Source organism: Acidiphilium sp. PA (assembly GCF_026191915.1).
GTDB lineage: Bacteria > Pseudomonadota > Alphaproteobacteria > Acetobacterales > Acetobacteraceae > Acidiphilium.
On the sequence record NZ_JAIMBY010000061.1, the window covers coordinates 1 to 5,152 of the forward strand.

The window sequence follows — 5,152 nt, forward strand, 5'->3', positions numbered from 1 at the left end:
GCCTGGCCCTCAATCTCGCCAAGCTCGAAGGCTCCAAAGGATCGATGAAAGGCAAACTCAAAAAGGCCGGTTGGAACGATGCCTTCCTGACCAAACTGCTCGCCGCATTCAGTTCAACCCAAATGCGATAGCCCTGCCACGATGACCAAGACGGCTATGATCACCGGTATCACCGGACAGGATGGCGCCTACCTTTCCAAGCTTCTTCTCGAAAAGGGATACCGCACCGTCGGATTCCTCCGGCGCTCGGCATCGGCGAACGTGATCGGTGAGCGACTGACCCGACTCGGCGTGCTTCAGGACATCGAAATGGTCGACGGCGATCTGCTCGACATGCCGAGCATGATGGCGGCCGTCGCGGAGTTCGAGCCGGATGAGATCTACAATCTCGGTGCCCAGAGCTTCGTCGCGACATCGTGGCGTCAGCCCCATCTCACCGCTCAGGCCACCGGCATGGGCGTGCTGAACGTCCTCGAAACCGTCAGAAAAATGTCGCCGCATACGAGGGTCTACCAGGCATCGTCCTCCGAGATGTACGGTCTGATCCAGGAGCCGGTGCAGTCCGAGAAAACGCCGTTCTACCCGCGGAGTCCGTATGCGGTCGCCAAGCTGTTCGGTCACTGGATGACGGTGAACTACCGCGAGAGCTTCGGTATGCACGCTTCTTCAGGTATCCTGTTTAACCACGAAAGCCCGTTGCGCGGCATCGAGTTCGTCACGCGCAAGATCACCGACGGCGTAGCCCGAATCCACCTTGGCCTTGCGAAGGAGATCCGGCTCGGCAATCTCGATGCGACGCGGGACTGGGGACATGCTGCTGATTACGTACGGGCGATGCATCTGATGCTCCAACAGGACGTGCCTGACGACTACGTCATCGCGACCGGACGGACCACATCGATCCGCGAATTCTGCCGAATGGCCTTTTCGTGCGTTGATCTCGACTATGCAGAATACGTGAAGACCGACCCTAAGTTCATGCGCCCCGCCGAAGTCGATGTCCTGCTCGGAGATCCGGCGAAGGCGAAGGCGAATCTTGGATGGAAGCCGGAGATCACCTTGGAAATGCTGGTCGCCGAAATGGTTTACGCCGACATCGACAGACTTAAGGCCTGAGCCTCAACAAGCGAGTCGCCGCAAAAGACTGGAAATTAGTATGAAAACGCAAGGATCGAATCTTGTGAGCGGGGTGACGTTGAGTTTGTAGGTTCTACATTTCGGGCTCTTCCTCAATTCGTGTGATCGTGGTGCTGCTTGACGGCTGGAACTGAGACTGGGCTGATGTGGCATGATCAAAAATACAAAATGGGCGCTTGGATCTGGCCTCGAGCTCTTGGGGTCGGAGTGTCGCGACAGGCGCTGGACGGCCTCGGCCGTGGGACGGCCTGGGCTCGCGGTCATGAGGCACACGTGAGGAAACATTGCGCGTTCCGGTGGATCGCGATCATGGATTCCGTTTGATTGCGATCATCGATTCCGGTGATCGCGATCATTGGGATTGGCGCGGTACTGGTGCGTCTCTGCTGACAGTCTTCAACTGAAGGTAGTCTTGATCTTTTGCCGAGGAGCAAGGGTTCGAGATGCCTGGAGAGAGATTGTCGATGCGGAAGATACGTGAGATTTTACGTCTGCGGTCGGAGCATGGTCTGGCGCAGCGTGCGATTGGGCAAAGCCTTGGGCTGAGCCAGGCTGCGATCAGTGAGTATTTGGGACGGGCGCGCATGGCTGGGCTATCCTGGCCGTTACCGGACGATCTGGATGACGAGCGTCTGGAGGCGCTGTTGTTTCCGCCGGTGCCGGACGTGCCGGATGACCAACGCCCGGTGCCGGATTGGTCGGCCGTTCATCGTGATCTGCGCCGACCGAACATGACGCTTGCGCTGGTGTGGGAGGAATATCGAGCGACCTCGGTGAACGGGTTCGGGTACTCGTAAGAGGGGCAAAAATGTGGGTGACCGTACATTTTTTCCTTGCACCGATTCGGCGCAGGGGAGTCTTTGGGTCATGTGCCTCCGTCCGTCACCCTTTCCGCGCTGAGCCGTGCAGAGCTTGAAGCTCTGCTGGTCGAACTGTTCGGTGAGATCGCCAGCCTGAAGCTGATCGTTGCTGAATTGCGCGAAGAGAATGCGCGACTGAAGGGGCTGAAGGGTCGCCCGCATATCAAACCGAGTGGCATGGAAAAAGGGTAACCGATGCGAGTTTACCACCTCGCGTTTTCTGATGTGATTGTGGGAAACTGCGCGCTGGAGATTTGGAGCGCGCGGCATGGGCAAAGAAGGTTTCCGGCGATTTGGTCCTCAGAGCAGTCCTCAGAGCAGTTCTTCGGATAGGCCTGATCAACGCCTTGAGCTGATCACCGGGCGGCTCCGCCGGCGAGCTTGGACTGATGCTGAGAAGGCGGCAATTGTTGCGGAGAGCTTGGAGCCCGGGGCGAAGGTGACGTCGGTTGCGCGCCGACACCGGATTACACGAGGTCTGTTGTGGAGCTGGCAGCAGCAGATAGCCGGGCTAGCTGGGGAGAAGGCGGCAATTGATTTTGTGCCGCTGCGGCTTGCATCGGTTGGGTTTTCCGAGACGCCGCGGCCCGGAGCTGTTCCCGATCCGTCGGCCGTGCCGGTACCGTGTGCTGCGGATTCCGGAGAATTCGCCCATGGATTCCGATTTTAATTCGCCCACGATTCCGACGTTTATTCGCCCGGGGATTCCGAGATTTATTCGCCCGGGTAGCGGTCTCTGTGGCTGTTGATTTCGTTGCTCTCCTGTTCTTGTTGGGTCAAGCGGTTTTTGGGGTTTGCTTGCGGGTCTTGCGCAGGCTTTCGCCGGTGAGTTCGATGCGGTGGGCATTGTGGAGCAGACGGTCGAGAATGGCGTCGGCGTGGGTCGGATCGCCGATCAGCTCATGCCAATGCGCCGGGGGGATCTGGCTGGTGATGATGGTGGCGCGACGGCCGTAGCGATCCTCGACGATCTCGAGCAGGTCGTGACGGGCGCCGGCGTCAAGCGGTGCAAGGCCGAAGTCGTCGAGGATCAGCAGATTGACGGTGCCGAGAGAGCGGATCATCCGGCCGTGCCGCCCTTCGGCGCGGGCGAGTGCGAGTTCGGTGAAGAGTTTCGGCGCGCGCTGATAGAGCACGCTCCTGTCATCACGACATGCCTTGTGACCGAGGGCGCAGGCCAGCCAGGATTTTCCGACCCCTGTCGGCCCGCTCAGGACGAGATTGTCGTGCGCGTCGATCCACTCACCCTGGATCAGCTTCTGGAACAGAGCCCGATCGAGGCCGCGGGCACTCCGGTAATCGACATCCTCGATTGCAGCGTCATGGCGCAGCCTGGCATGGCGCAGCCTTGTGCTCAACCGCTTGTCACGTCGGACGGTGATCTCGCGGTCGAGCAGAAGGCCGAGCCATTCGGCGTGACTGAGGCTGGGGGTTTCGGGATTGGCGTGCAGCTCGGTGAACGCGCGGGCCATGCCTGCAAGACCGAGCTGGTGGATCTGATCGAGGGTCGGATGGTTCAGCATGAGGCTTCTCCTTGTCATCAGTGGAAATATCCGCCGCCCCGGATGTTGGGGTGGCGGATCGGGGTGGGATCGGGACTGGCGGTGCCGGCGGCTCGCTCCAGCCGGTGATCGAGGATGGATTTGATCGAGCTGTAGGTCAGGGTGCCGATGGTGAGCGCGCGCTCGGCCGCGGCGTCGAGCCGGTCGGCGCCAACACTGCGGGCCAGGCGAAGGATGCCGATGCAGGCGCGGAACCCCTGCTCCGGATGAGGCCGGCGTTCGAGGATCAGGGTGCAGAGTGTCGCGACCGACGGGCCGAGCCGTGCGGCTTCCTGATGGATCCGCGCGATGGTCCAGTCGCCGTAACGCCGGTGGCTCGAGGGCATGTGCTCGGCGATCGTCGTGTGCTTGCCGTTGCCCGACCCGCGCGCATGCACGGCGATCCGCTCGCCACGGAGAAAGATCTCGACCGTGCGCACGGTGAACCGGGCCTCGACCTCGGCGCGGGCGTGCCGGTAGGGGACGGAGTAAAAATGCTTCTCGATCTCGACGTGATAATCGATGCCGACCCGCCGGCGCCGCCATTGCGCCAGCACATAGGGTTCGGCCGGCAGCTCCTTCAGCGCGGGACGATCGAGTGTTTCCAGCAGATGCCGTCTTGTCGCCCCAAGGCGACGGACGACCCGCTCCTCGTTCAGCCAGCGGCAGAATTCAGCGATCGCGGCATTCAGTTCGGCGAGGCTGTAAAATGCCCGGTTGCGCAGCTTGCCCAGCAGCCACCGCTCCGCCAGCAAAACCGCCACCTCGACCTTCGCCTTGTCACGCGGCCGCCGCGGCCGCGCCGGGAGAATGGCCGTGCCGTAATGGCGCGCCATATCGGTGTAGGTCCGGTTGACCTGTGGATCGTAGAGGCAGGTGCGGACGATCGCGACCCTGGCGTTGTCGGGCACCAGCGGCGCCGGTACGCCGCCAATTGCCGCCAGAGTGCGATTATGCGCTTCGATCCAGTCCGGCAGGGTCTGGGTCCAGGTCGCCTCAGCATAGGTGAAGCTGGATGCGCCGAGAACGGCGACGAAGATCTGGGCCGCACGCGTCTCGCCGGTGAGCCGGTCGATCACCACTGGCACCGTGTCGCCGGCATAATCGACGAACAGCTTCTCGCCCGATGCGTGGGTCTGGCGCATCGTCACCGGTAGCCGGGCTTCCCAGCTCCGGCAGCGTCACGTGCTTGCGCTGCAACTCGCGGCGGATACGCCCCCAGTCCGGCTCATCCACACGTCGATGCCCCGGTCGCTTGCCCGCCGCGCCGTCGAACAAGCGCCTTTCCAATGCCGCTTCGGACAGCGCCAGAGCCCCTGGCCCATCGACCCCGGCCGCCTCCAGTCGCCGCAGCGTCAAGCGCACCGTCGATGCCGCAACCCCGACCCGGATCCCCACCTGGCGGGTCGAAAGCCCCGCCATCCTCTATCTGACAATCTCGCGCACATCGCGCATCGCAATCCGCTCCACTGGCATTCTGCGGTGGTGCCGGTAGGTTGGACAGGTTCCTGTGGAGAATAAGCTAAAGCTGGTTTCCCGGTTTGTGGTGAACATGATCCCCGGAAACAAATTCAGAATCAATCCTTCGGTTGCTGTGGCGCTGTGAAGCTTGTG

General features: G+C 61.7%; 6 protein-coding genes and 1 pseudogene. 4 read left to right on the plus strand and 3 right to left on the minus strand.

Annotated elements, in window-relative coordinates:
* The first annotated feature begins 156 nt into the window (after positions 1-156).
* The 4 genes from AruPA_RS21250 to AruPA_RS21925 all read left to right on the plus strand — a co-directional run bounded on the left by AruPA_RS21250 (position 157) and on the right by AruPA_RS21925 (position 2,667).
* Positions 157-1,116: a GDP-mannose 4,6-dehydratase gene (locus AruPA_RS21250; protein ID WP_265638731.1), complete on the plus strand. Its 960-nt coding sequence runs from the start codon at positions 157-159 to the stop codon at positions 1,114-1,116.
* Positions 1,117-1,721: 605 nt separating this feature from the next.
* Positions 1,722-1,934 (plus strand): hypothetical protein, encoded by a 213-nt coding sequence (locus tag AruPA_RS21255; protein WP_265638732.1) that lies wholly within the window; start codon positions 1,722-1,724, stop codon positions 1,932-1,934.
* A gap of 72 nt (positions 1,935-2,006) precedes the next feature.
* On the plus strand, positions 2,007-2,189 hold the full coding sequence (locus AruPA_RS21260) for a hypothetical protein (RefSeq protein WP_265638733.1): 183 nt from the start codon (positions 2,007-2,009) through the stop codon (positions 2,187-2,189).
* Positions 2,190-2,265: 76 nt separating this feature from the next.
* Positions 2,266-2,667: a transposase gene (locus tag AruPA_RS21925; RefSeq protein WP_408859138.1), complete on the plus strand. Its 402-nt coding sequence runs from the start codon at positions 2,266-2,268 to the stop codon at positions 2,665-2,667.
* Positions 2,668-2,773: 106 nt separating this feature from the next.
* Here the strand turns inward: AruPA_RS21925 and istB are convergent, their stop codons facing one another.
* The 3 genes and pseudogenes from istB to AruPA_RS21275 form a co-directional block, all read right to left on the minus strand.
* Positions 2,774-3,520, minus strand: coding sequence for an IS21-like element helper ATPase IstB (gene istB, locus AruPA_RS21265; protein ID WP_265638734.1), 747 nt, complete (start codon positions 3,518-3,520; stop codon positions 2,774-2,776).
* A 17-nt stretch (positions 3,521-3,537) separates the two neighbouring features.
* Positions 3,538-4,960, minus strand: a pseudogene (istA, locus tag AruPA_RS21270) (IS21 family transposase).
* 3 nt (positions 4,961-4,963) lie between these two features.
* On the minus strand, positions 4,964-5,152 hold a 189-nt coding region (locus AruPA_RS21275), incomplete at its 5' end, for a hypothetical protein (protein ID WP_265638735.1).

Excerpts from the sequence above, each read along its gene's own strand:
- AruPA_RS21250 (WP_265638731.1), top strand. The coding sequence starts at position 157 with ATGATCACCGGTATCACCGGACAGGATGGCGCCTACCTTTCCAAGCTT.
- AruPA_RS21255 (WP_265638732.1), top strand. The coding sequence starts at position 1,722 with ATGGCTGGGCTATCCTGGCCGTTACCGGACGATCTGGATGACGAGCGT.
- AruPA_RS21925 (WP_408859138.1), top strand. The coding sequence starts at position 2,266 with ATGGGCAAAGAAGGTTTCCGGCGATTTGGTCCTCAGAGCAGTCCTCAG.
- istB (WP_265638734.1), bottom strand. The coding sequence starts at position 3,520 with ATGCTGAACCATCCGACCCTCGATCAGATCCACCAGCTCGGTCTTGCA.